Here is a 23,139-nt window from a genome sequence, read left to right as displayed (position 1 = left end):
AAAAAACCCCGGCATTGCCGAGGTTTCAGGGTAAACCATGCTAATTGGCTTAGCTGCCGCGACCCGAGCGATTACGCATCTTACGCAACGTGGCCAGCTGCGCTGCCGCTTCTGCCAATTGCGACGACGCGCGACCGTAATCAAAGTCACCCGTTTGGTTTGCCAGCGCTTGCTCTGCGTCTCGCCGTGCTTCCTCGGCTGCAGCCTCATCCACGTCATCAGCACGCATAGCCGTATCTGCAAGGATAGAGACAACGCCCGGCTGTACTTCGAGATAACCACCGGACACATAATAGACCTGCTCTTCACCGTTCTGCAGAGTGATGCGCACAGGACCAGGAATCAGGGACGACAGCAGTGGAGCGTGACCATAGTTCACGCCCAGCTCGCCGACTTCGCCGGTTGCGACCAGCGACTCTATCAGACCTGAGAAAATTTCTTCCTCAGCACTGACAATGTCGCAATGGATAGTCATGGCCATACTCTCTACCTCAGATTCTCAGCGAAACGCGATTTACAGGTTCTTGGCTTTCTCGACAGCTTCATCGATGCTGCCAACCATGTAAAACGCCTGCTCTGGCAGGTGATCATATTCGCCCGAGAGAATCGCACTAAAGCCCGCAATCGTGTCTTTCAGTGACACATATTTTCCTGGGGCACCGGTGAAGATCTCTGCCACGTGGAAAGGCTGGGAAAGAAAACGCTCAATCTTACGAGCACGATCAACGGTCTGCTTGTCGTCTTCTGACAGCTCGTCCATACCCAGAATCGCGATAATATCTTTCAGCTCTTTGTAACGCTGAAGTACGTTCTGTACACCGCGGGCAGTATCGTAGTGCTCATTACCAATCAACAGCGGATCTAGCTGACGAGAAGTTGAATCGAGAGGATCTACCGCTGGGTAAATACCTTTCGCAGCGATATCCCGCGACAGTACTACGGTCGAATCGAGGTGAGCAAAAGTTGTTGCAGGAGAGGGGTCGGTCAGGTCATCAGCTGGTACGTATACCGCCTGAATAGAGGTAATAGACCCGGTCTTCGTAGAAGTAATTCTCTCCTGAAGTACGCCCATTTCCTCAGCCAGAGTCGGCTGATAGCCCACCGCAGAAGGCATACGGCCCAATAGTGCCGATACTTCGGTTCCCGCCAATGTGTAACGATAAATGTTGTCGATAAACAGGAGAACATCTTTACCGTCATCGCGGAATTTTTCCGCCATAGTCAGACCCGTAAGTGCTACACGGAGACGGTTTCCAGGGGGCTCATTCATCTGGCCGTAAACCATGGCAACTTTTGAGTTAGAGGGGTTCTCAAGGTCTACTACCTTGGATTCCTGCATCTCATAGTAAAAGTCGTTACCTTCACGAGTACGCTCACCTACACCAGCAAACACGGAGAGTCCGGAGTGCTGCAGAGCGATGTTGTTGATCAACTCCATCATGTTAACGGTCTTACCAACACCAGCACCACCGAACAGTCCGACCTTTCCGCCCTTGGCGAACGGACAAACCAGATCGATTACTTTAATGCCGGTTTCAAGGAGATCATCAGAGGCTGAAAGCTCTTCGTAAGTAGGCGCTGCACGGTGGATAGACGCGCGCTCCTGCTCACCAATAGGACCGCGCTCATCGATAGGGTTACCCAGTACATCCATGATGCGACCCAAGGTCTCGCCACCAACGGGGACTGCAATAGGAGCGCCGGTGTTGGCCACATCCAATCCGCGGGACAAACCCTCGGAGGAACCCATGGCAATTGTGCGAACAACGCCATCGCCAAGTTGCTGCTGAACTTCCAGAGTGATGTCTTTCTCTGTGATCTTCAGCGCGTCATAAACCTGCGGCACAGCATCACGGGGAAACTCCACGTCGATAACCGCGCCGATGATCTGTACGACTCGTCCGCTACTCATGTGTGTACCTCTTCTCTTTAACTGATAGCAGCCGCGCCACTTACGATCTCAGACAATTCCTGAGTAATCGCAGCCTGGCGGGCCTTGTTGTAAATAAGCTGGAGTTCATCAATAAGGTCACCAGCGTTATCTGTTGCGTTCTTCATGGCGAGCATTCGAGCCGCTTGCTCGCAGGCCGCATTCTCGATTACCGCCTGGTACACCTGAGACTCAATGTAACGAGTAAGCAAGCCTTCTAATAGGTCGCGAGCTTCTGGCTCATAGATGTAATCCCAGTGATGCTTCATCTCTTCACTGTCTTCCGCCTGCAGCGGGAGAACCTGCTCCACCGTCGGCGTTTGAGTCATGGTGTTGACGAACTCATTACTCACCAGGAAGAGACGATCAATCTTGCCCTCTTCATAAGCGTCGAGCATGGTCTTTACACCACCAATGAGATCTTCAAGAGCGGGCTCTTCACCGATATCGCGAGCCACGGCAATAACGTTTCCGCCGAAGCTGTTGAAAAATGCTATCGCCTTACTGCCCACAAGAGACAGATCGATTTCGATATCCTGGTCGGCCCACTCTTTCATTGCCCGTATGGTCGCCTTGAACAAGTTCATGTTCAGGCCGCCACACAAACCTCGGTCCGTCGACACAATAATGAAACCAACACGCTTAATCTCGCGTTCTTCCATATAAACGTGGCGATATTCAGGTGCCGAATTGGCGATATGACCTACAACCGAACGAATGCGGCGAGCGTAGGGCTTGCCAACTTCCATGCGATCCTGGGCCTTACGCATTTTACTTGCGGCGACCATTTCCATCGCGCTCGTGATCTTCTGAGTGCTTTGGATACTCGTGATCTTAGTGCGAATTTCCTTGCCGGCTGCCATTAGTGCGTCTCCGGGCTCAGTAAGTCTGCGTAGACTTGAAAGTCTGAATCAATGATTCAAAGCTGCTGGAGGTCTCATCACTGTAGTTACCGGAATCAACCACCTGCTTCATCAGGTCACCATGTTCTGCATGTGCAAAGGACAGCAGGGCTGATTCAAAGTCACCAATCTTCTCAACATCAACATCCTGAAGATGGCCTTCGTTTGCGGCGTATAGCATAAGGCCCATCTCCGCGATGCTCTGCGGTGAATACTGCTTTTGCTTCATAAGTTCAGTAACTCGCTCACCGTGATCAAGCTGTGCCTTTGTAGCGTCATCCAGGTCGGATGCGAACTGAGAGAAGGCCGCCAGCTCACGATACTGTGCGAGAGCTGTACGAATACCGCCAGACAGCTTCTTAATTACTTTAGTCTGCGCGGCACCACCTACTCGAGATACCGAAATACCGGCGTTCATCGCAGGACGTACGCCTGAGTTAAACATGTCAGTTTCGAGGAAGATCTGACCATCGGTAATCGAAATTACGTTGGTTGGAACAAACGCAGATACGTCACCAGCCTGAGTCTCAATCACGGGTAGAGCTGTGAGTGAGCCCGTCTGGCCTTTTACCGCACCATCGGTAAATTTCTCGACATAATCAGCGTTAACGCGTGCAGCGCGCTCGAGTAGACGCGAGTGCAAATAGAAAACGTCACCAGGATAAGCTTCACGACCCGGTGGTCGGCGAAGCAGTAATGAAATCTGACGGTAGGCCCAGGCCTGCTTCGTCAGGTCATCATAGATAATTAGTGCGTCTTCGCCACGATCGCGGTAGTACTCACCCATGGTGCAGCCTGCAAATGGAGCCAGGTACTGCATTGCAGCAGGGTCTGAAGCATTAGCTGCAACGACAATGGTGTGATCCATCGCGCCGTGCTCTTCGAGCTTTCGAACAACCGAAGCAACCGAGGAAGCTTTCTGACCAACAGCGACATAGATACACTTAATACCTGTGCCTTTCTGGTTGATGATCGCGTCAACAGCGATAGCAGTCTTACCAATCTGACGGTCACCAATAATCAGCTCTCGCTGACCACGACCAATAGGAACCATGGCATCGATCGCCTTAAGTCCAATCTGTACCGGTTGGTCAACAGATTGACGAGCAATTACACCCGGCGCTACTTTTTCCAGAGCATCGGTCATCGCTGCATTAACGGGACCTTTACCGTCAATCGGTGTTCCAAGCGCATCAACAACGCGGCCTTGAAGTTCAGGGCCTACGGGAACTTCGAGGATTCGGCCGGTGCAACGGCAAGACTGACCTTCTGCCAAACCTTTGTAGTCGCCAAGTACAACCGCGCCCACAGAATCACGCTCGAGGTTAAGCGCCATTCCGTAAACGCCACCGTCAAACTCGATCATCTCACCGTACATAACTTCAGTGAGACCATGAATACGGATAATACCGTCGGTAACAGAAACAATAGTTCCGACGTTTCGTGCTTCGCTGCTGACGTCCAGCTGATCGATTCGCTGGCGAATCAGATCGCTTATTTCAGATGGATTCAGTTGCTGCATGATCTGTTCCTCAAAAACTAATTTGTCAGTGCTTCGGCAAGCTTGTTAAGCCGCCCGCGAACACTGCCATCAATAACCAGGTCGCCTGCGCGAATCAGTACGCCACCCAAAAGGCTGCTGTCGATACTGGTGCTAACAACCACTTCACGGTCCAGGCGTTTGCCGAGCGCCTGGGCAATGCGATCTCGAACCGCGTCAGGTACTTCAAAGGGCGACACCATTTCCACGTCAACACTTTGCTCACGCTGCGCCTTGAGTTGCGTAAACTGTGTGAGAATACTCGGCACGAGACCCAGACGGCGATTTTCTGCAAGAACGTGGAGAAAGCGCTTACGGCTTTCGCCAAGTTCATCACCCAACAAATCCACAAACGCTTCTGCTTGCTTTTCAGTGGTTAATGATGGGTCGCCAAGAAGGCCTTGAACCGCATCATCAGAAACAACAGCCGCAACCAACTGCAGCTCTGTCATCCACTCACTTAGAGCGCTCTCTGAGTTAGCGTATTCGAAAGCCGCCCGTGCATAAGGACGTGCGAGAGTACTGAGCTCTGCCATAAGTTAGGCCTATAGCTCGGCAGCGAGCTTGTCGACTATTTCGGCATGTGCCGAAGCGTCTATGCTCGCGCCAAGTACTTTCTCTGCTCCAGCCAAAGATAAAGCTGCGACCTGACTGCGAAGTTGCTCTCGCGCTCGGTTGCTCTCCTGCTCTATTTCAGCTTGTGCAGCTGTTTTAACGCGGTCAGCTTCAGCTACGGCAGCATCTTTGGCCTCGTCAACTATCTGAGTGGCCCGTCGATTAGCGGCATCAACGATTCCCGCTGCTTCTTCTTTAGCTTCTTTTAAGCGCTCAACAGCTTTCTCTTTTGCCAGTTCAAGATCGTGGCTCGCTTTATCAGCGGCAGCCAGGCCTTCAGAGATTTTCTGCTCACGCTCCTGCATCGCGGCCAGAATAGGTGGCCAGACGTACTTCATACAGAAGACGACGAAGGCTACAAACGCTAGCATTTGCCCGATGAGGGTAAGGTTAATATTCACTACCTGCTCCTTGCGAAAACACGCAGACGGCATTCACCGTCGTGGGATAAGTAATCCGGCGTATTAAGCCGCTGCACCTGGTGCAACAACGAAGATCAGGAACATAGCGATACCAACACCAATAATGGGGATAGCGTCTACAAGACCAGCACCCAGGAAGAAGGTGGTTTGCAGCTTAGGTGCAAGCTCAGGCTGACGTGCAGAACCTTCGATCAGCTTTCCGCCAAGAAGGCCCACGCCAATCGCAGCACCGAGTCCGCCAAGGCCCATCATGATTGCAGCAGCAACGTAGATCAGTTCCATTGTTTTCTCCTAAAGTCTAAAAGTATTGAAAGTTAAAAAAGTACGGTTTTAATTCGTTCTTGGTAATTAATAGTGCCGTTCTATTAGTGATCTTCGTGAGCCATGCTGAGATACACAATGGTCAGCACCATGAAGATGAATGCCTGCAATGTAATAACCAGAATGTGGAAAATCGCCCAACCTACCTGCATCAGCGCGGCCGGAAGCATCCAGGCAACACCTGCACTGAACAGAGCAGCAATCAAAATAAAGATCATTTCTCCGGCATACATGTTGCCGAACAGTCGCAAACCCAGTGAAAAGGGCTTTGCGAGCAACCCAACCACTTCCATAAACAGGTTTACGGGGATAAACAACGGGTGATTGAAGGGGTTCAGCGTAAGCTCTTTTACAAAACCGAACCCCTTTACCTTGATCGAGTAATAAAGCATCAAGATAAAGACGCCTACCGCCATTCCCATGGTGATGTTGGGATCGGTAGAGGGGACAATTTTTTGATATTCAACGCCGAACAACATCAGCGTGTGGGGAATTAGGTCAACGGGCAAAAGATCCATCAGATTCATCAAAAACACCCAGACGAAAATCGTCAGGGCGAGGGGTGCCACCATAGGATTGCGACCGTGGAAGGTATCTTTAACCGTGTTATCTACAAAACCCACGACCATTTCGATGGCATTAGTCAGTCCCGTAGGCACATCTGACGAGGCCTTCTTGGCGATACTTCTAAACAACCAACAGAAGATAATTCCCAAACCGATAGACCAGATCATGGAATCGATATGAATTGCGTTAAAACCCATGGCGGTCGCTTCATCGCCACCGTGAGCCATGGTCCAGACCCCGCCTTCTTGCACAGTGCTGCCATCATGCCGGTGATACCCGCCGGGCAGCTTTCCATAGGTCAGGTTCGTCAGGTGATGGACGATATAGTCTGAAATTGTCTGAGTTTCGCCTGCCATCTGTACTAAAGCCCTACGTTTTACCTATGACCATTGTCTATTCAATGTTTGGAACTTAAATAAAAATCCCAACAACTATCTCGCCCGCAAGAGCCGAATACCATCGACTACCTGTACTACCCAAAACACCGCAAATCCCGCAAACACCAAGCCAGGATAAGAAGGCTTTATTACTGCAAATACCAGCGCGAACATTGACGCGCTCAAAACGAACTTCCCGCCTTCGGCGGCCAAGCCCAATCTGGCTGCTTGATGTGCGCTCTGCCTGGCCGCAGCAGTCAATCGAACTGCAAAGTACGCCTGAGGCACCATCGCGCACATCGCTCCGCAGGCCAGAGATACTGCGCTGGCCAACCCGGCCGCCAAGTAGATAATTGGCGCCACAGCAAACAGCAACATCAACTGGATGAGGGTGGTCCGCAGATACTGCGGCCTTGGGGGCGTCTTGTGCGCGGCCTGAACGGCCTTTTCCCCCACCCTTTCTTGCGCCACTAAAAAGTACGTCCTGATTTGGGCGGCCGTATTATAGAAGCTAAACCTACCGCATTCAAGCAAGCGGGAATGGTGTTTAGGGAAAAAAGAGACCTCAAATCCCGGGGTAAACCCTTGGTGCTGTCTACAACAGCATCCACAGCACTACATGTAGATATAAGGGTAAAAAGGGGAACCATATGTAGTAGACATTATGTTGGACAAAACCGTAATCAAAGCCGCGTTTTACTTCAAATGACTCAAAATACCGTCTAGCTCATCGAGACTTCCATAGTTAAGGATCACCTTACCCTTGCCTGTGGCATTATGCTGAATGTGTACAGCGCTACCGAGCTTCTGAGATAGCTCGTCCTGGAGACTACGGATATTCGGATCCAGGGTCTTTGGCTGGGTCGCCGGTTTTCTGGTTTGTTGCTGTTTCACCAACGCTTCAGTTTGACGAACTGATAAGCCCTTTGCCACAACGCGCCGTGCCAGCTGTACCTGTAGTTCCGCGTCGAGTGTCAGCAGACAACGGGCGTGACCCATATCAAGGTCGCCGTGCTCCAGCAGTGTGCGCACATCGGGCTGTAAAGACGTTAAGCGCAAAAGATTAGCTACAGCTGAGCGAGATTTGCCCACGGCATCGGCAACTTGTTGTTGCGTCATTTCAAACTCTTCTTGTAAGCGCTCCAGGGCGTAGGCTTCTTCTATCGGGTTTAAATCCTCCCGTTGGATATTCTCGATCAACGACATCGCTACCGTCGCTTCATCGGTCACATTGCGTATCAGTGCCGGAATACTATCTAGTCCCGCTTGCTGGACTGCTCGCCAACGACGCTCACCGGCAATGATCTCGTAACGCTCGTTAGCAATAGGTCTAACCACAATGGGCTGCATAACGCCCTGCGCTTTAATGCTGTCAGCGAGTTCTTGCAAAGCAAATGGATCGAAGTCTCTTCGCGGCTGATATTGACCGCGCTGAATAAGGTCCACTGGCAGTTCTTGCAAGAGACCTTTTTCAGTACTCAAAGGCTCAGGGGTAACAGATGCAGTTTCGTTGCGCTGACTCCCTGCGAGTAAAGCATCGAGACCCTTACCAAGACTTCGTCGTTTGGTCGCCATCCCTACGCTCCCGATCTGTTCTCTGACGAGAGAAGACGTTCCTCTCTGCGTATCATTTCACCGGCGAGCGCCATATACGCCCGAGAACCCCTAGAATACTTGTCATAGTGCATAGCGGGTACGCCGTGGCTTGGTGCTTCCGCGAGGCGGACATTACGTGGTATGACCGTCCGATATACTTTCTCACCAAAGTGTTCATGAAGTTGACCTGAAACAGCGTTTGTAAGGCTGTTTCTAGGGTCGTACATGGTGCGCAAAATACCCTCGACCTCCAAACCCACATTAACGCTGGATCTCACCTGCTCCACAGTGTCCAAAAGTGCCGACAATCCCTCAAGTGCAAAATACTCACACTGCATGGCGATGATGACTCCGTCGGCCGCAACCAAACCATTCAGAGTAAGAAGATTCAGTGATGGCGGGCAGTCAATCAGCATGTAATCGTATTGAGATTGGACCTGACCTAGAGCAGCACGTAAACGGCGCTCTCGGCCTTCTGCGTGTATAAGCTCTACCTCTGCGGCTGTCACATCTCCGTTGGCTGGTAACACGTCAAAACCGCTCTCCGCAGCGCTTTGAACAGCATCTTCAACACTGCAAGCCTCAACTAAAACATCGTAGACACTGCGCTCAAGAGAATACTTGTCCACGCCACTACCCATGCTCGCGTTGCCTTGAGGATCAAGGTCGACCAGTAAGACGCGTTTTTTCATGGCCGCCAATGAAGCCGCCAGATTCACGCAGGTAGTAGTTTTACCCACACCACCTTTTTGATTGGCGATGGCAATTATTCGAGCCAAAACACTGAACCTTCAGTTTTTGTCAAAATTTGATTCATGCTTGTTCCAGGTCTTTTTGAGGGCGTATCCGCAACAAACAGCGGTACTCCGACAAACCAGGTACCTGCAGATCAACGACGGATACCTGCATTAAACCTGTATCAAGTTGTGTTAACTCTTCGTCGGGGTATTGCCCTTTCATGGCAAGGAACTCTCCCGAAGAGGTCAGCATATGCCGACAACCATTGATCATATCATCGAGAGATGCAAAGGCCCGCGATAACACCGCGTCATAAGCAATCTTAGGCACAAAATCGGCAACCCGCGATTTCACTACTTCGACATTGTCCAAGGCTAATTCGTTGGCGGCATGCACTAAAAACCGGGTTTTTTTGCCATTGCTATCGAGCAGCGAAAAGTGCCTGTCGGGTGAAGCGATAGCGAGAGGTATACCAGGCAAACCCGCTCCGGTACCCACGTCGATAAACCGTTGCCCTTGCAAATGGGGAAGTACCGCAAGGCTATCCAATAGGTGTTTAGTCACCATGGATGAATCGTCGCGAATTGCTGTGAGGTTGTAAGTTTTGTTCCAGCGAGACAACAGTTCCAAATACTGAATTAGCAACTGTTGCTGGACATCGCTTAGATCAATATCCAGCTCTGATAAGCCTTGGCCTAACTGATGACGCACGGATCAGTGTGTCTGCTGGCGGACGCCCTGAGATTCGGCAATAGATGCATTTGCCTGACCCCCTGGATCCTTTGCTCCCTGTTTGCGCTTCATATGCACAAGAAGCAATGAAATTGCTGCCGGCGTTACACCCGGTATTCGGGATGCCTTACCTAATGTCTCCGGCTTCTGCGCAATCAATTTGTCACGAACCTCATGCGACAAACCCGATACTGCCTCGTAATCCAAATCTATCGGCAAGGATAAACCTTCGTAGCGCTGTACGCGTTTGATTTCGTCATGCTGTCGGTCAATATACCCCGCGTACTTTGCCTGGATACTCACCTGCAATGCGGCTTGTTCGTGGTCAACGCCATCAGAATCCAAGGCCGCGATATCCGCATAATCAAGCTCTGGCCGTTTGAGCAACTCTGCGTAACTGTATTCTCGAGACAAGGGCTTGGCGAGTTTCGCACTAAGGCTGTCGGCTGCGTTACTCCCGGGATGCACGAAGGTTCGCTTTAGACGTTCTTGCTCTATGTTGATCAGGTCTCTCTTTCTGCTGAACTGATCCCAGCGCTGATCATCTACTAAACCTAATTTTCGTCCCTGCTCGGTAAGTCGCAGATCGGCATTGTCCTCTCGTAACAATAAGCGGTGCTCGGCCCGGGAAGTAAACATGCGGTAGGGTTCTTTTGTACCCATAGTGATCAGGTCGTCTACCAAGACACCTAAATAGGCCTCGTCCCTTCGAGGACACCAAGGTGCTTCTTCGCGAATAGCGAGCGCAGCATTGATACCTGCGAGGAGTCCTTGAGCAGCTGCTTCCTCGTATCCAGTGGTACCGTTAATTTGCCCTGCGAAATACAAACCAGCAACACACCGGGTTTCTAAAGATGAGAGGAGATCTCGGGGATCGAAGAAGTCGTATTCGATTGCGTATCCAGGTCGGGTGATATGTGCATTTTCAAAACCAGAAATACTGCGGACCAGATCCATTTGCACGTCAAACGACAGACTAGTGGATATACCATTGGGGTAGAGCTCGTTTGTGGTTAAACCCTCAGGTTCAACAAAAACCTGGTGTGAGGTTTTATCAGCAAATCGCTGGACCTTGTCTTCTACACTAGGACAATAACGAGGACCTTCGCCTTCAATCACACCGGTATACAGAGGACTGCGATCCAGTCCTCCGCGAATGATGTCATGGGTTCGTTCGTTGGTGTACGCCACCCAGCAGCATCGTTGCTCCGGATGCTCACTACGGTCTCCGAGAAATGACATAACAGGTCGGGGGGTGTCTCCCCACTGTTTCTCAAGGCTATCTAAATCAACGCTGCGCGCATCAAGCCTTGGTGGTGTACCCGTTTTCAATCGCTCAACGCGAAAAGGCAGCTCTCTTAAACGGTCTGCCAACACGTTTGATGGCGGGTCACCTGCTCGACCGCCAGCAGACCGGGTAAGACCAATATGCATCTTGCCGCCCAAGAAAGTTCCTGTGGTCAAAATGACTCTGGGTGCTTTAAAACGTAATCCAGTCTGAGTAACAACGCCGCGTACCGTGTTGTTCTCTACTATGAGATCGTCAACCGCTTGTTGAAAAACCTGTAATCCTTGCTGTGCTTCGATAATTGCTCGAATTGCATTGCGGTAGAGGACACGGTCGGCTTGGGCCCGCGTCGCACGCACGGCGGGACCTTTTCGATTGTTTAATATTCGAAATTGAATACCTGCCTGATCCGTCGCCTTGGCCATGGCACCACCCAAGGCGTCAATCTCCCGAACGAGGTGACTTTTTCCGATGCCTCCAATAGCGGGGTTACAGGACATTTGTCCAAGGGTGTCGACGGAATGTGTCAAAAGTAAGGTGGCACAACCCATCCGGGCGGCCGCTAACGCAGCTTCTGTTCCTGCGTGGCCGCCTCCGATGACGATAACGTCAAATTGAGAGGGATAGTCCATGACTTAATTGTATCGTCTCTATCAGGGTTTCCTGAACATTAGTTCGTGGTTGTTTGTCACTAAAGAGGAAAAGCTCGTTACTGAACTTTGATCAAGCTTATCAACTGGGCCGCGGATTATAGGTACCTCGGTCATTGCTGCAAGGTATTACATATTTATTAATTAAGTACCTTTATATAGGTATGTTTATTTATTGTAGTTATTATTAAGGGGCTGTTTTTTCCGTATAAGTCTGGTTTCGTTATTTAAATCAAATACTTAAACCAATGATAAATCTGTAAATATGATCTGTAACATCTATGTAAGGTCGGCGGACCACTTGGGTATAAAAATACCAAGGTTCATGCACAGACTGCTTATCCTCATTTACACGGTTGCCTCTACAGGCCTTTTACCTCGGTTGTGAAAAAGTGTGTATAAGCTGGTGAGAAGTTGTTGTGTGTGGAATACAGCAGCTACTTTTTTTTGAAACACAGTTGCTACTTGCCGATACAAAAACTACCAAAGATTTCTCCTAACAAAGCGTCACTGCTAAAGGATCCAGTGATACTTCCCAGACTGTCTTGGGCATAACGCAGGTCTTCGGCGATTAACTCAGCGGCGCCGTGTTCCTTCAGTTGAGTAAGCCCCTGCGCAAGATGTTGGGCACAGTCCTCAAGAGCTAGAACATGCCGTTCCCGAGCGCTGAAGTCCGAAGTTTCCTGGTGTGACAGTCCAGCAGTGGCTAATAGATGTTGTCTTAACAAGTCTATGCCTTCGCCATTTCGTGCACTCAAATGCACCTCGGTGAATGCACCAGCGTTCAGTGACGCTGGCGTTTTGCTTAAGTCACATTTGTTACGGATCAGTGTAAGAGGTACTGTTTTCGGTAAGTCACCATCATAGGCGGCGACAAGCTCGGTACTACTCTGACCGCTTTCATGATTGCTGTTATCTATAACCAGGAGAATGTGATCCGCGGTCTGCATTTCAGCGCGAGCGCGACGAATACCTTCTTGTTCGATGGCATCGCCTGAATCTCTGAGTCCGGCGGTGTCCACAATGTGTAAGGGTAAACCACCGATTTGTATGTGTTCTCGTAAAAGATCGCGGGTGGTACCGGGGATGTCGGTAACGATGGCCGTGTCTTGTTCTGCCAATTGATTTAACAAACTGGATTTACCGGCATTGGGTGCTCCGGCAATTACAAGTTTCAATCCGTCACGCAGCGTACGCCCGCGTCGAGCAACGGTCAGCAATTGATTTATGGAGTCTTGAAGCGTTTCGAGTCGCTCAATCACGTCGCTATCAGCGATGAAGTCAATTTCCTCCTCTGGGAAATCTATGGCGGCTTCAATAAACACGCGCAGGCGTATGAGTTGTTCCAGTAGCGCGCTCACCTGGGTTGAAAAAGCGCCACTGAGTGATCGACTAGCGCTACGTGCGGCGGCTTCGGTGCTGCTGCTTATGAGGTCCGCTATAGCCTCAGCTTGCACGAGATCGATCTTGTTGTTAAGAAAAGCACGCTGACTGAATTCACCCGGTGCAGCCTGACGGGCGCCGCAGCTTATACATTCACGAAGTACCGTTCTCAGAATGATCGGTCCTCCATGGCAATGAAGCTCAGCGACATCTTCGCCCGTAAAGGATTGCGGTCCGGGAAACTGAATTAAGAGTCCTTGATCCAGGACCTCATTTTGCTGATCCACGATCGATACAAAGTGGGCTTGTCGTGCTTTTGCGTGGAGCCCTGTCAGACGGTGTGCGACAGAAAAAGCGCAAGGTCCAGAAAGGCGAATGATTCCTACGCCACCGGCTCCAGGGCCCGTCGCTATGGCCGCAATAGTATCGCTGTCGCCCACCATGAGGTTCACGACAGCAGGTTCAAGCTTTGGCGCTAGCGTTCTCTATCTGCCGGGTGATCACGTATTGCTGCGCCATAGACAGCAAGTTGTTAACTACCCAGTAGAGAACAAGCCCTGCGGGGAACCACAGGAAGAAGAAAGTGAAGATGACAGGCAACCACTGCATGATCTTGGCTTGCATGGGATCTGGTGGTGGAGGGTTGAGCTTTTGCATAAAGAACATGCTCGCTCCCATCATCAGAGGCAGTACAAAGTACGGATCCATGACGGACAGATCGTTGATCCATAAAATAAACGGTGCGTGTCGAAGCTCGACGCTTTCCATAAGCATCCAGTACAGCGCGATGAATACAGGCATCTGTACAAGGATGGGTAAGCAGCCGCCCATCGGGTTGATCTTCTCTTTCTTGTACAGCTCCATCATTGCCTGTGACTGTTTTTGCTTGTCGTCGGCGTATTGTTCGCGGATGTCCGCCATTTTTGGCTGCACGCGGCGCATGTTTGCCATGGACTTGTAGCTCGTTGCTGATAGCTTAAAGAACACAGCCTTAATAAGAACCGTAAGGAGAATGATCGCGGCGCCCCAATTTCCTACGACCGCAAAAATTTTCGTCAGTAACCAGAAAAGAGGTTGGGCAACCCACCATAACCAGCCGTAGTCGACGCTGAGTTCCAGGAACGGTGATATCTCCTGAAGACTGTACTGATCCTTAGGTCCAGCGTAAAAGCGAGCACTTACTTCACCTTGATTGCCCGGATCGATAATTACTGCTGGGCTGGTAAAACCAGCGATGTTGAAACCGGTGCTGGTAACCCGTGTGCTGTAGGTGTGGGTTTTATCGGGATTGGGGATCCAGGCACTCAGAAAGTAGTGCTGAATCATAGCGATCCATCCGCCAGTGTTCTGCTCACGAAATGGCTCTTTGAGCATTTTATCGAAACTGAATTTCTTGAATCGGTCGTCCGGTGTTGTGGTTGCAGCGCCGAGGAACGGCTGCATCCCCATACCTCCGCCGCCACCGGTTTCGGCAGCACTGCTATCACGCTTGATCTGGCCAAACAGGTTACCCTGCCATCGAGTGCTACTTTGATTGTCGATGATAAAGTCTACGTCGACCACGTAGCTGTCTCGATGAAAGCTAAATCGCTTTGTTACAGAGAGTCCGGCTTCGTTAGACCACAATAAGTCTACTTGTAGTGTGTCCGAGGAACCCATGTCATAGCGACGGGATACGCTTTGGTATTTAGCACGCTGTTTACTATCGATACCGTCTTTACCAATGAGTCCGCTCTGCGCGACATACACGCGTTGGGAGTTGTTTTCTAATAGAACAAACGGTGTTTCGGGGTCATCGATATCCGCCAAAAATTGCGCGAGAGCTACTTCAACGACATCTCCACCATTGAGATCGATGGCGACTTGCAAATTGTCGGTAAACACTTGAATGATGTCGTTGGATGGAGCAACGGAGGGTACTGCTGTAGTGGTGTTGTTAGCGGTATCCACAGCTATTCCGACTTCGGGGATGTCGTCTGTATCAGCGGCGTCGACAGTTCCTTCGATAGTTGAAGAAGGAAGAGTCGAAGGTAAGTCGCCATTGCTACCAGTGTTCGCGTCATCGGGCAGGGTATTCGCTGGAGCAACAGCGGACCCAGAAGTCAGGCGCGTCTCGGTAGAGACAACCTCTTCTTTAGCCTCCTGAAAATTTACCCACTCGGTTAGCAACATAAACGATAGAAGCATGATCGCGCCGATGAGCAGCGTGCGTTGGATATCCATTATCAATTAGTCCTGATGTTGACAGGCGGGTGGAACAGGATCTGCGCCCCCTTCATGCCACGGGTGGCACCGTAAAACTCTGGCAGCCGCAAGCCTGGAGCCCTTCCAGGCGCCATGGGTTTCTATTGCTTCAGCGGCATAACTTGAGCAGCTGGGATAGTAGCGGCAGTGATTGCCAAGCAGCGGACTAAGGAGAAGTTGGTATCCTCGAATCATTGCTTGAAGAACGGTTTGAAATAGCGAATTCATGTTGGTGTGACCACAAGGCCTAAGCGCGCGAACTGTTTATTCAGGGCACTACTAATTCCTGTAGCACTGGCGTTACGAGCACCGGGCCGGGTGAGCACCACAATGTCATAAGAGGGCGTCTTTGGCCCAAGCGTTCTAAAGTGTTCGCGGGCAAGCCGTTTGATAACGTTTCGCTTCACTGCTGTGGGGACATGCTTCTTAGCCACCGCCAAACCGAGTCGGTGTTGGGGCAAATTGTTTTGCCGGGCTAATAATAGCAGCTCTTTCTGTCCGGCTTTTTGGTCCGGTTTTTTAAAAACTTGCCGGTAGTCATCGGCAGTAAGAAGCCGTTGACTGGGCCGAAACTTCGCAGCCACAGTAACGGCCAGATTCTGTTGCTTGAATCAGGACTCGCCTGAATCAGGCAGCGAGACGCTTACGGCCTTTCGCGCGACGACGGGAAATGACTGCGCGACCGCTTTTGGTGGCCATGCGGCTACGAAAGCCGTGGGTGCGCTTGCGCTTTAAGACGCTGGGCTGAAAAGTTCTCTTCATGATGTTCTCACTTAAGTCTTTCTAAATAATCGGGCGAACGTTTTGTAGGACCAAATCCTAGCTGAACGACCCTCCGATTTACTGTTAGGGTTCCGCCAATGTGTTGCTGCTTTTGTGGCTACGGTTTATCGCTACGTAAACAGCTTCCCGTCAACGCCGACGGTACTGGCAAATTTGGGCCGCGCATTGTAGTGAATTGCCTAGGGTTATTCAATGCTCTAAGTGCATGTGTCTGAGAGTAATTTGCCGTAAATAGTAGCCACAGCGCGTACCCGTTCATGAGCGACTTTTACACAGGGAGTGTTGGCCATAGAAACAACGGCCTGCAACTGTTTATAAACACTTTCCCCCAAAGATATACACAGGTTTCCCACAAAACAGGCAGAATGCTAAGGTCACAAAAAATTTCGTTGTTTTAACCATGAAAAAACGTAACCTATTGATTTATAACATTAATTACAAACAATATTTTTGCCTGAAGATGTGGATAAGTCCGGGTTGTGGCGTTATGATGGCCTCATCGACGGAGCTAGGGTCAGGGATATCAACAGCCCCACCCGAAGAACTATTGACGAACGGTTTTAAGTTGCTACCGCGGAGCTTCACAGTCGCAAAGCATCAGAACAGTGATCGTTTATGCAAGTCGTTACGTTTCGGTAAGTAAAGTTAGGAAGGTGATTACGTAGCACGGTAGAAGTTGCGATATAAGCGACGGTGGCTGAGCAAAAGCCTTTTTGTAGAGAGCTTTCTCCGAAGACCTGAAAAACCATGAAAATTGATCGTCTGGCGAGTTGTTCGAGATCAGACGGCAGAAGAGAGTGAATCTTGTCAGAAACGATATGGGCACACTGCAAAACTCGTTTGCAGGATGAATTACCTGCACAACAATTCAATACATGGATACGACCACTCCAGGCAACGCACACAGAACAGTCGCTGCAGCTGCTGGCACCCAACCGGTTCATCTGCGACTTTGTTACTGATAAGTATGGAGAGCTTATTGCCCAGCTGTTGCGCGAAGTGCAGACGGGAGAAGCGGAGTTTCAGTTAGAAATAGCCTCTGGGTCAGCGCGAGCCGGTGCTGCGGCACCCGTTTCCTTAGCTCCAACAACACCCATACCGGCTACACCGCCTGTTTCAAGGGGTCCGGCGTTAGCTGTAGTGGGTGGGACCGCAGCCACCTCTGAAGGTGAGTTTGTTGAGAAAGCGGCGGACGAAGGGCTGCCGGTGAATCGAAAAACGGCGTCTTTAGTAGAAACGACCCTTCATTACGGGCAGGCGAGCAAATCAGAAGTCCATGAAGCTCTGCAACACCAGCATAATTTGGTGAGTAACTACACGTTCAGTAATTTTGTAGAGGGTAAGTCAAACCAGCTAGCGCTGGCTGCTGCAAACCAGGTATCGGAAAACCCTGGTGGCGCCTACAACCCATTGTTTCTGTATGGCGGTGTAGGTCTGGGTAAGACACACCTTATGCATGCGGTCGGTAATGCGTTGAAGCTCAATAAGCCTAATGCTCGCATTGTTTATCTGCACTCTGAGCGTTTCGTTGCCGATATGGTCAAAGCTCTGCAGCTGAACGCGATTGCTGACTTCAAACGTTACTACCGGTCGGTGGATGCACTGTTAATTGACGACATCCAGTTTTTTGCGAAGAAAGATCGGTCTCAAGAAGAGTTTTTTCACACATTCAACGCGCTGCTTGAAGGCGGCCAACAAATGATTCTTACCTGTGATCGTTATCCAAAAGAAATAGACGGATTAGAGGAGCGTCTCAAGTCCCGATTTGGCTGGGGCCTTACGGTTGCTGTGGAGCCGCCGGATCTTGAAACCCGGGTCGCCATATTGATGAATAAGGCAACACAAGCGCGGTTGGACCTGCCTCCCGATGCGGCTTTTTTCATTGCGCAAAGGATTCGCTCGAATGTAAGAGAGCTAGAAGGCGCGCTTAAGAGGGTGATAGCGAGCGCTAACTTCACCCGAAGACCCATAGATGTTGATCTCGTAAAAGAAAGCCTCAAGGATTTGTTAGCTCTGCAGGATAAACAGGTGAGCCTGGATAATATCCAGCGCACGGTTGCTGAGTATTACAAGATCAAAGTTGCCGATCTTAACTCCCGTCGGCGTAATCGCTCGGTGGCCCGTCCTCGACAGGTGGCTATGGCCTTGGCGAAAGAGCTGACGAACTACAGCTTGCCTGAGATCGGCGATAGTTTTGGAGGTCGCGACCATACAACGGTGTTGCATGCCTGCCGAAAGATACGTGAGCTTAGAGAAACGAGCTCCGATATCCACGAAGACTATAAGAATTTACTGCGGCTTCTCACGACGTAGTTTTGGACTCAGTTGCGAGCTTGGTTAGACGCACGCAATGCAGCTTGTATAACACCAACAGGTGGAAAAATTCGGTTTTTTCATCGCCACGATGTGCGCATGATGCGCTAAACTAGGGTGCTTTTTTATCTAGTACGCGGCCCGTTTAAGGACTTTTAATGAAATTCCGAGTTTCTCGAGATGCCCTTCTCAAGCCACTTAACCTGGTTGCAGGGGTTGTTGAGCGTCGGCAGACATTGCCCGTGCTCTCCAATGTCTTACTAAACCTTGATGGCAACCGTTTATCGATCACCGGAACGGATTTGGAAGTTGAGTTGGTTGGACGCGTTAATCTGGAAGCAGACGGCGATGCCGGAGAGATAACGGTACCCGCGCGAAAGCTTGCAGATATTTGCAAAAGTCTCCCAGACGGTTCTGATTTAGAGATATCTGTTGCTGATAGTAAAGCCACGGTTCGCAGCGGTAGAAGCCGGTTTACGCTAGCAACTCTGCCTGCGCGCGAGTTTCCGAACATAGAAGACAGCATCGGAACCCATCAATTTACGTTAAAACAAGGGCAGCTGCGCCGGTTAATCGAACGAACAGGCTTTGCTATGGCCCAGCAGGATGTTCGTTATTATCTCAATGGTATGTACTGGGAGTTGCGAGCAGGGCGTCTGCGAGCGGTGGCAACTGACGGGCACCGCCTGGCGATTTGCACGTTTCCCGGCACACTCAAAGACCTTGACGACACGCAGGTGATCTTGCCGAGGAAAGGTGTTCTAGAGCTTTCCCGTCTTATGCAGAACGATGACGAAGACGTCACCATTATTCTGGGTAGCAATCATCTGCGTGCGACAACCAACGAATTCACGTTTACTTCCAAGCTTGTGGATGGGAAATTTCCCGATTACGAGCGAGTCCTTCCTCGATCAGCGGACAAGGTTGTCCAAAGCTCGAGAACGGAGCTTCGCCAGGCGTTCACGCGAACAGCGATTTTATCTAACGAAAAATACCGCGGGGTGCGCTTAAAACTCTCCGAGGGTAGCTTGGAGATTGTTGCAAACAACCCCGAGCAAGAGCAGGCGGAAGAGAATTTGCCGGTCAACTATAGCGGTGACTCCTTGGAAATTGGCTTTAACGTCGGCTATTTGCTCGACGTACTGGGTGTCTTAAGCGGCGAGGAAATACGCTTTTCGCTGTCCGACCCCAATAGTAGTGCGCTACTTGAAGAAACCGACGGCGGTGATTCCTTGTACGTTGTGATGCCCATGCGGCTTTAAGCCGACTGGGCGGAGGGGCCGCCTCTGTTAGCCTCCCTTAATATTCACCACCTCAGAAACCTAACCGAGTCAAAGCTTGGCCCGTTATCGCTGCACAACGTTGTGTATGGTGTTAACGGTAGCGGCAAGACGAGTTTGTTAGAAGCGGCGCATATACTCGGCACTGCGCGTTCTTTTCGTTCCGGTGGCGCTAAATCATTGATCACCCACGGAGAGACTAGCTACGTGATACGTGGGGAGCGGCGTTTGCCCGGCGGCGGCGTAGTTTCTATGGGTGTTCAGAGGGAAAAAGCGGGCGGTATTTCACTCCGCGTTGCAGGCGAGCCCTCCCGCTCTGTTGCTCAGCTTGCCGACGAGCTTCCGCTGTTGCTCATAAATGCAGATAGCTTTGATTTGCTCATAGGCGAGCCGGCAAATAGGCGGCGATTTATGGATTGGGGTGTGTTTCACGTGGAACATGACCTACGAGAGCACAGACAGCGATTTCAGCGGGCTTTAACACAAAGGAATCATCTGCTTCGCCGTGGTAAACTTGAGCACTCAGAATTAGAGGTGTGGACGCGGGATTTAGCTGTCCACGCAGAGCAGGTATCCGCTGGCAGAGAGCGATTTCTGGATACATTGCGCACGGTGTTTGAGCCGATTATTCAAGTGCTCGCACCGGAGATTGGCCCGGTAGATCTAGCCTATCGTCGTGGTTGGGATGCAAATAGCAGCTATGAAGAAGCACTACATAGAGGTTTGGCGTCGGACCAGGAGCAGGGGTTTACCCAAACCGGACCGCAACGAGCGGATATCAGGGTAACAGTGGGTGGTTACTCTGCGGCAGACACGTTATCGCGGGGACAGCAGAAGCTACTTGTCTGTGCCTTAAAGCTCGCTCAAGGCCAAATGTTGGCGGGTGAGCAGGGCGAGGTTTTGTATTTGATCGACGACTTACCGTCGGAGCTGGATGCGGAGCGCTGCGAGCGCGTGTGTAGGATGCTTGCCGCGATGAGGGCACAGACATTAATTACCTGTGTCAGCCGCTCAGCGATTCCTGTGGAGTGGCTGGGTTCTGATACAAGCGTGGCGATGTTCCACGTGAAACAAGGCGAAGTTGGCCTGGCTTCACCAGAGATTGACAACGGAAAAACGGCTCAAAGCCGCTAAAACACTGGAGTACGTGCAATGAGCGATGCATCTGAAAACTATGATGGGTCGAAAATTAAGGTTCTTAAGGGTCTTGATGCGGTTCGGAAACGTCCCGGGATGTACATCGGGGATACCGATGACGGCACCGGCCTGCACCACATGGTTTTTGAGGTTGTCGATAACTCTATTGATGAGGCTCTGGCTGGGCATTGCGCGAAAATACTTATCACGATCCACCCTGATGAGTCCGTTTCGGTACAGGACGATGGTCGCGGTATCCCCACCGAGATGCACGATGAAGGGGTTTCCGCCGCAGAAGTCATCTTGACGGTACTTCACGCCGGGGGCAAATTTGATGACAACACCTATAAAGTCTCTGGTGGACTGCATGGTGTGGGTGTTTCTGTTGTAAATGCGCTTTCTGAGGAGCTTTGGCTTACGATTTGGCGCGGCGGCCGACGCTTTGAGCAGCGCTACGCTCATGGTGTACCTCAGGGCGCACTCCAGGATGTTGGTGACGCCGATCAAACGGGCACGCTGATCCGTTTTAAACCATCAGCAGACACCTTTACAAATATTGAGTTTGAGTTCGAAATCCTTGCTAAGCGTTTGCGAGAGCTGGCCTTTTTGAATTCAGGCATCGAAATCCTGCTTGCAGATGAGCGTTCGGGTAAAGAAGACCGATATTTCTACGAAGGTGGCCTTAATGCCTTTGTTGACTACTTAAATCGCAACAAAAACCCTATGCACAAGGCTTTTCACTTCCAAAGCGAGGCGGAAGACGGAACCGCTGTAGAGGTCGCTCTACAATGGAATGACTCTTATCAAGAAAACATCTTCTGCTATACCAACAACATTCCCCAGCGAGACGGGGGCACCCATTTGGCCGGTTTCCGCTCTGCGCTGACTAGAACTCTGAATGGTTATATCGAGCGAGAGGGGTTGGCTAAGAAGGCAAAGGTCAGCACCACAGGTGATGATGCCCGGGAAGGTCTAACAGCGATTGTTTCCGTAAAAGTGCCGGATCCTAAGTTTTCGTCCCAGACTAAAGACAAACTGGTCTCATCAGAGGTGAAAACAGTTGTTGAGCAGGCCATGAACAACCGTTTTAGCGAGTATTTGCTTGAGAGCCCTGGTGAAGCCAAAGCGATTGTGACAAAAATGCTTGATGCGGCACGAGCTCGTGAAGCTGCACGTAAAGCCCGCGAGATGACTCGCCGCAAGGGCGCTCTGGACATTGCTGGTCTACCGGGCAAGCTGGCCGACTGTCAGGAAAAGGACGCCTCTTTATCTGAAATTTATCTGGTAGAGGGTGATTCCGCGGGCGGTTCAGCCAAGCAGGGCCGTAACCGGCGTTTTCAGGCGATTCTGCCTCTAAAGGGCAAGATTTTGAATGTTGAGAAGGCGCGTTTCGATAAGATGCTCGGATCTGTCGAAGTGGGCACCTTGGTTACTGCGCTGGGTTGCGGCATTGGAAAAGAAGAGTTCGATCCCGATAAGCTGCGTTATCACAGCATTATTATTATGACCGATGCGGATGTGGACGGATCACACATACGCACCTTGTTGCTGACCTTTTTCTTCCGTCAGATGCGTGAGCTTATTGATCGCGGTCATATCTTTATTGCTCAGCCTCCTCTCTACAAAATCGCAAAAGGAAAGCAGCATCAGTATCTGAAGGATGACACTGCGCTAGCTGAGTTTCTAACGGCCTCTGCTCTCGAGGGTGCGGCACTTTACGTGAACGCCGATGCCCCCGCAATCAGCGGAGAATCCCTTGCCGAACTGATACGTCAGTATCAATCTGTGGAGGCGATCGTCAAGCGTCGAAGCCGGCACTATCCCGAAGAGTTAGTTTGGGAGTTGGTGTTTGGTCCCCACCTGAATGAGGCGGATTTAGCAGATAAGAGCGCAGTAGAGTTATACAGCAAAAAAATGAGTGAGCGCTTACTTACACTGAAAACCAAGGGAACAAGCTACTCTGTCGAGCCAAGAAGTGACGATCAAGAAACCTGGTATCCGTTGGTTCGTATGGTTGCCCACGGTGTCGAGCGCCCCATTCAGCTCAAGCCGGAGTTTTTCCGATCAAAGGACTACGCGGCGATGGCGGCCTTGGGCGAAACCCTGAATGATCTGATCGATGAGACGGGCTATTTTCAACGCGGTGAAAAGACCCACCAGACACAGAGCTTTGTATCCGGCTTAGAGTGGCTGATGACGGAGGCCCGGCGGGGATACTACATTCAGCGGTATAAGGGTCTAGGTGAAATGAACCCAGAGCAGCTTTGGGAAACCACTATGGATCCTGAAAGCCGTCGGATGCTTCAGGTTACTATCGATGA

At 50.8% G+C, this 23,139-nt stretch carries 22 protein-coding genes; 4 read left to right on the top strand and 18 right to left on the bottom strand.

Annotation, left to right across the window (positions count from 1 at the left end; all coding sequences use genetic code 11):
• Positions 1-49 precede the first annotated feature (49 nt).
• The 18 genes from AB8B76_RS04280 to rpmH all read right to left on the bottom strand — a co-directional run bounded on the left by AB8B76_RS04280 (position 50) and on the right by rpmH (position 16,067).
• Positions 50-481 carry a F0F1 ATP synthase subunit epsilon gene (locus tag AB8B76_RS04280; RefSeq protein WP_405270603.1) on the bottom strand — a complete coding sequence of 144 codons (432 nt, stop codon included), beginning with the start codon at positions 479-481 and terminating at the stop codon, positions 50-52.
• Between the two features lie 33 nt (positions 482-514).
• On the bottom strand, positions 515-1,912 hold the full coding sequence (gene atpD / locus AB8B76_RS04275; protein ID WP_405270601.1) for a F0F1 ATP synthase subunit beta: 1,398 nt from the start codon (positions 1,910-1,912) through the stop codon (positions 515-517).
• Between the two features lie 17 nt (positions 1,913-1,929).
• Positions 1,930-2,793: a F0F1 ATP synthase subunit gamma gene (atpG, locus tag AB8B76_RS04270; RefSeq protein ID WP_405270599.1), complete on the bottom strand. Its 864-nt coding sequence runs from the start codon at positions 2,791-2,793 to the stop codon at positions 1,930-1,932.
• 16 nt (positions 2,794-2,809) lie between these two features.
• Positions 2,810-4,354 (bottom strand): F0F1 ATP synthase subunit alpha, encoded by a 1,545-nt coding sequence (atpA, locus tag AB8B76_RS04265; protein ID WP_405270597.1) that lies wholly within the window; start codon positions 4,352-4,354, stop codon positions 2,810-2,812.
• 17 nt (positions 4,355-4,371) lie between these two features.
• Positions 4,372-4,908: a F0F1 ATP synthase subunit delta gene (locus AB8B76_RS04260; RefSeq protein WP_405270595.1), complete on the bottom strand. Its 537-nt coding sequence runs from the start codon at positions 4,906-4,908 to the stop codon at positions 4,372-4,374.
• Positions 4,909-4,917: 9 nt separating this feature from the next.
• Positions 4,918-5,388, bottom strand: a complete 471-nt coding sequence (locus AB8B76_RS04255; protein ID WP_405270593.1) for a F0F1 ATP synthase subunit B — start codon at positions 5,386-5,388, stop codon at positions 4,918-4,920.
• A 63-nt stretch (positions 5,389-5,451) separates the two neighbouring features.
• Positions 5,452-5,691, bottom strand: a complete 240-nt coding sequence (gene atpE / locus AB8B76_RS04250) for a F0F1 ATP synthase subunit C (protein ID WP_008293388.1) — start codon at positions 5,689-5,691, stop codon at positions 5,452-5,454.
• A gap of 83 nt (positions 5,692-5,774) precedes the next feature.
• On the bottom strand, positions 5,775-6,653 hold the full coding sequence (gene atpB, locus AB8B76_RS04245; RefSeq protein ID WP_405270591.1) for a F0F1 ATP synthase subunit A: 879 nt from the start codon (positions 6,651-6,653) through the stop codon (positions 5,775-5,777).
• A gap of 75 nt (positions 6,654-6,728) precedes the next feature.
• Positions 6,729-7,145, bottom strand: coding sequence for an ATP synthase subunit I (locus AB8B76_RS04240; RefSeq protein ID WP_405270589.1), 417 nt, complete (start codon positions 7,143-7,145; stop codon positions 6,729-6,731).
• A 225-nt stretch (positions 7,146-7,370) separates the two neighbouring features.
• Positions 7,371-8,249, bottom strand: coding sequence for a ParB/RepB/Spo0J family partition protein (locus AB8B76_RS04235; RefSeq protein WP_405270587.1), 879 nt, complete (start codon positions 8,247-8,249; stop codon positions 7,371-7,373).
• 2 nt (positions 8,250-8,251) lie between these two features.
• A complete protein-coding gene (locus AB8B76_RS04230) occupies positions 8,252-9,049 on the bottom strand; it encodes a ParA family protein (protein WP_405270585.1) in 798 nt (265 codons plus the stop codon).
• A 34-nt stretch (positions 9,050-9,083) separates the two neighbouring features.
• Positions 9,084-9,719: a 16S rRNA (guanine(527)-N(7))-methyltransferase RsmG gene (rsmG, locus tag AB8B76_RS04225; protein WP_405270583.1), complete on the bottom strand. Its 636-nt coding sequence runs from the start codon at positions 9,717-9,719 to the stop codon at positions 9,084-9,086.
• Between the two features lie 3 nt (positions 9,720-9,722).
• A complete protein-coding gene (gene mnmG / locus AB8B76_RS04220; protein WP_405270581.1) occupies positions 9,723-11,660 on the bottom strand; it encodes a tRNA uridine-5-carboxymethylaminomethyl(34) synthesis enzyme MnmG in 1,938 nt (645 codons plus the stop codon).
• Between the two features lie 479 nt (positions 11,661-12,139).
• Entirely contained in the window at positions 12,140-13,504 is a 1,365-nt protein-coding gene (gene mnmE / locus AB8B76_RS04215) for a tRNA uridine-5-carboxymethylaminomethyl(34) synthesis GTPase MnmE (RefSeq protein WP_405270607.1), read from the bottom strand.
• A 19-nt stretch (positions 13,505-13,523) separates the two neighbouring features.
• A complete protein-coding gene (gene yidC / locus AB8B76_RS04210; RefSeq protein ID WP_405270579.1) occupies positions 13,524-15,284 on the bottom strand; it encodes a membrane protein insertase YidC in 1,761 nt (586 codons plus the stop codon).
• Between the two features lie 6 nt (positions 15,285-15,290).
• Positions 15,291-15,533, bottom strand: a complete 243-nt coding sequence (gene yidD / locus AB8B76_RS04205) for a membrane protein insertion efficiency factor YidD (protein ID WP_405270577.1) — start codon at positions 15,531-15,533, stop codon at positions 15,291-15,293.
• Positions 15,530-15,889: a ribonuclease P protein component gene (gene rnpA, locus AB8B76_RS04200; protein WP_405270575.1), complete on the bottom strand. Its 360-nt coding sequence runs from the start codon at positions 15,887-15,889 to the stop codon at positions 15,530-15,532. Before rnpA ends, yidD begins: the two co-directional genes overlap by 4 nt.
• A 43-nt stretch (positions 15,890-15,932) precedes the next feature.
• On the bottom strand, positions 15,933-16,067 hold the full coding sequence (gene rpmH, locus AB8B76_RS04195) for a 50S ribosomal protein L34 (RefSeq protein ID WP_084566938.1): 135 nt from the start codon (positions 16,065-16,067) through the stop codon (positions 15,933-15,935).
• 825 nt (positions 16,068-16,892) lie between these two features.
• On the opposite strand from rpmH, the gene dnaA reads away from it, so the two are divergent.
• The 4 genes from dnaA to gyrB all read left to right on the top strand — a co-directional run.
• A complete protein-coding gene (gene dnaA, locus AB8B76_RS04190) occupies positions 16,893-18,401 on the top strand; it encodes a chromosomal replication initiator protein DnaA (RefSeq protein ID WP_405270572.1) in 1,509 nt (502 codons plus the stop codon).
• A 158-nt stretch (positions 18,402-18,559) separates the two neighbouring features.
• Positions 18,560-19,663, top strand: coding sequence for a DNA polymerase III subunit beta (gene dnaN / locus AB8B76_RS04185; protein ID WP_405270570.1), 1,104 nt, complete (start codon positions 18,560-18,562; stop codon positions 19,661-19,663).
• Between the two features lie 24 nt (positions 19,664-19,687).
• The gene (gene recF, locus AB8B76_RS04180) at positions 19,688-20,815 is read left to right on the top strand and encodes a DNA replication/repair protein RecF (RefSeq protein ID WP_405270605.1); all 1,128 of its coding nucleotides are present in this window, start codon (positions 19,688-19,690) and stop codon (positions 20,813-20,815) included.
• Between the two features lie 18 nt (positions 20,816-20,833).
• Positions 20,834-23,139, top strand: a 2,306-nt coding sequence (gyrB, locus tag AB8B76_RS04175; RefSeq protein WP_405270568.1) for a DNA topoisomerase (ATP-hydrolyzing) subunit B, incomplete at its 3' end; no start/stop codon positions are given.

Origin of the sequence: Congregibacter sp. (assembly GCF_045107095.1) — a bacterium.
Classification (GTDB): domain Bacteria; phylum Pseudomonadota; class Gammaproteobacteria; order Pseudomonadales; family Halieaceae; genus Congregibacter.
Note: the sequence above shows the minus strand (reverse complement) of the source record. Positions and strands in the feature narration are given on the sequence as shown.